The sequence below is a fragment of the Photorhabdus stackebrandtii genome (assembly GCF_011189495.1).
In the GTDB taxonomy this organism is placed as follows: Bacteria; Pseudomonadota; Gammaproteobacteria; order Enterobacterales; family Enterobacteriaceae; genus Photorhabdus; species Photorhabdus khanii.
This window is the reverse complement of the sequence record NZ_PUJV01000085.1, coordinates 1-2,878: the sequence shown is the minus strand read 5'-3', so window position 1 is coordinate 2,878 and position 2,878 is coordinate 1. Positions and strand designations below refer to the sequence as shown.

The window sequence follows — 2,878 nt, the reverse complement described above, 5'->3', positions numbered from 1 at the left end:
GAATTGACATTAGATCCGGCAGACGGGCCGGTCAGTGAGCAGTTAAGCCGGCGTTTTGACCCCCGCCATTATCGTCTGAACTTAAGTGAAGCCCCGTTATTGCAGTTTGTTGTTGCCCGGGACACGGAGGGGCGTTGGTGCTTACTGGAATTACAGCACCACCTGATTGGTGACCATACCACGTTAGAAGTCCTGCATCGTGAAATCCGGGCGTTTCTGACGGGGCAGGCAGAGACGTTACCGGCCCCGGTGCCGTTCCGCAATCTGGTGGCCCGGGCCCGGTTAGGCCTGAGTCAGGAAGAACACACCCGTTTCTTCACGGAGATGCTGTGGGAGGTGGCAGAGCCGACCCTGCCGTTCGGCGTGGCGGAGGTCCACCGTGACGGCTCACAGGTGACGGAATTCCACCGGATGTTGCCGGCGGAACTGAATGCCCGTCTGCGCCAGCAGGCGCAGCAGCTGGGCGTCAGTCTGGCAACGTTGTGCCATCTGGCCTGGGCACAGGTGTTATCGCGCACCAGCGGGCAGGAAAAGGTGGTGTTCGGCACCGTGCTGTTCGGGCGCATGGCGGCGGGAGCAGGGGCTGGCACAGGGATGGGACTGTTTATTAATACCCTGCCGCTGCGACTGGATATTGATAACACACCGGTGCGGGAGAGTGTGCAGCAGGCCCAGTCCCGGCTGGCCGGATTACTGGCGCATGAGCATGCGTCACTGGCGCTGGCTCAGCGGTGCAGCAGCATTGACAATGCGGGGCCTCTTTTCAGTGCCCTGCTGAACTACCGGCACAATGATGTATCAGCCCTGTCCGATGAGGGACTAAGCGGCATTGAATTTATGGGCGGACAGGAGCGGACGAACTACCCGTTTGCGCTGTCGGTGGAGGATTTTGGGACGGCGCTGGGGCTGACCGCTCAGGTTGTCGAGCCGTTTGGACCGGAGCGGGTCTGTGACTATATGCAGCAGGCACTGGAAAGTCTGGCGGAGGCGCTGGCGCACACCCCGGACAGGCCGGTTGGGGCGTTAGATATTCTGCCGGCCGCGGAACGGACCTTGTTACTCACCACCTGGAATGCCACGGAAACGCCGTATCCTGAAGACTTATGTATCCATTGGTTATTTGAACGGCAGGCAGCGACAACCCCGGGCGCCATTGCTTTGGTGTATGAAAATCAGTTGCTCAGTTACGCGGAACTCAATGCCCGGGCGAACCGACTGGCTCGTCAACTCATTGCACTGGGAGTTCTTCCCGGCGGACATATAGCGCTGTTGTTTGAACGCTCAATAGCACTGGTGGTCGCCCAACTGGCGGTGCTTAAAGCGGGGGCGGTTTATGTACCGATTGATCCGGATACCCCGGATGAGCGCAAACTTTGGGTCATACAGGATTGTGCGGCTCAGTTGCTGCTGACCGATGAGCATATGGCGATCCCGGACAATCTGGCGGTACCGTTATTGCGAATGAAGGAAGAGACAGACCCAGGCCGCGAAGATGACGGACGGGATCTTAACTTAACCCGTCTGGGGTCAGATGCCGTTTATGTGATGTATACCTCCGGTTCGACGGGGGTACCGAAAGGGGTTATTGTGTCGCATCGTGCGGTCATCCGGCTGGTTATCAATAATGGCTATGCGGAAATTGAACCGGATGACCGGGTGGCCTTTACCGCGAATCCCGCCTTTGATGCCGGCACCTTTGAAGTCTGGGCTCCACTGCTCAACGGCGGGGCGCTGGTGGTTATCGACCGCAGTACATTATTAACTCCGCAGCAGTTAGTCCGGGCATTGCAGAGCCACTGTATCACCGTTCTGTCACTGGTTGTCGGCCTGTTTAACCGGCTGGCGGGGGAGTTATCCCCGGTTTTACCACAGATAAAAATTCTGATTGTTGGGGGGGATGTCCTTGACCCTAATGTTATTGACCAGGTGCTGACTGGCAATCCGCCACAGCAATTATTACAGGCTTATGGCCCGAGTGAAGGTACCACGTTTACGACCACCTACCGTATTATGGCATTAGCACAGGGCATAACCAGCATCCCGATTGGCCGTCCCATCGCCAATACGCGGGTTTATGTGTTGGATGCTAAAGGGTTACCGGTGCCGTTAGGCGCTGTCGGAGAAATGTATATTGGCGGAGACGGGGTCGCCAAGGGCTATCTGAACCGGCCTGAACTGACGGCAGAACGTTTCCTGGCTGACCCGTTCAGCGATAAACCGGATGCCCGCATGTACCGCACCGGGGATTTGGCCCGCTACTTGCCGGACGGCAATCTGGAATTTTTGGGCCGTACTGACCAGCAGGTGAAAATCCGCGGTTTCCGCATTGAACCGGGGGAAATCGAAGCGAGGCTGGCCGAACACCCGGCGGTGCGTGAAGCCGTGGTGCTGGCTCACGGGAAAGGGCTGGACAAACGGCTGGTGGCGTATGTGGCGGCGGACATGGAAGAAGGGCTGGTGAATAACTTACGTGAGCGCCTGAGTCAAGTTTTGCCGGAGTATATGGTGCCGGCAGCGGTGGTGCGCCTGGACCGCTTCCCGCTAACCCCGAACGGCAAACTGGACCGCCGGGCGTTGCCAGTGCCCGGGGAGGACGCCTTTGCCCGCCAGCGTTATGCAGCCCCGCAGGGCGCCACCGAAACCGCCCTGGCGGCGGTCTGGCGTGAGTTACTGAGTATCGAAAAAATCAGCCGGCATGACAATTTCTTTGCCCTGGGCGGGCATTCTTTGCTGGCGGTGCGGGTGATAGAACATTTGCGTCAGCAGGGGCTTACACTGGCGGTACGCGACCTGTTTCAGACTCCGGTGTTAGCCAATCTGGCACAAAAGCTGGAGCAGTACGCGACCGTGCCCGTGCCTGCCAATGTGATTACCCCGG

The 2,878-nt window shown here is 58.5% G+C and carries 1 protein-coding gene; it reads left to right on the top strand.

Annotation, left to right across the window (positions count from 1 at the left end):
• Nucleotides 1–2,878 (top strand): non-ribosomal peptide synthetase (locus C5470_RS21555; protein WP_166291820.1); only part of this gene is annotated, 2,878 nt, incomplete at both ends.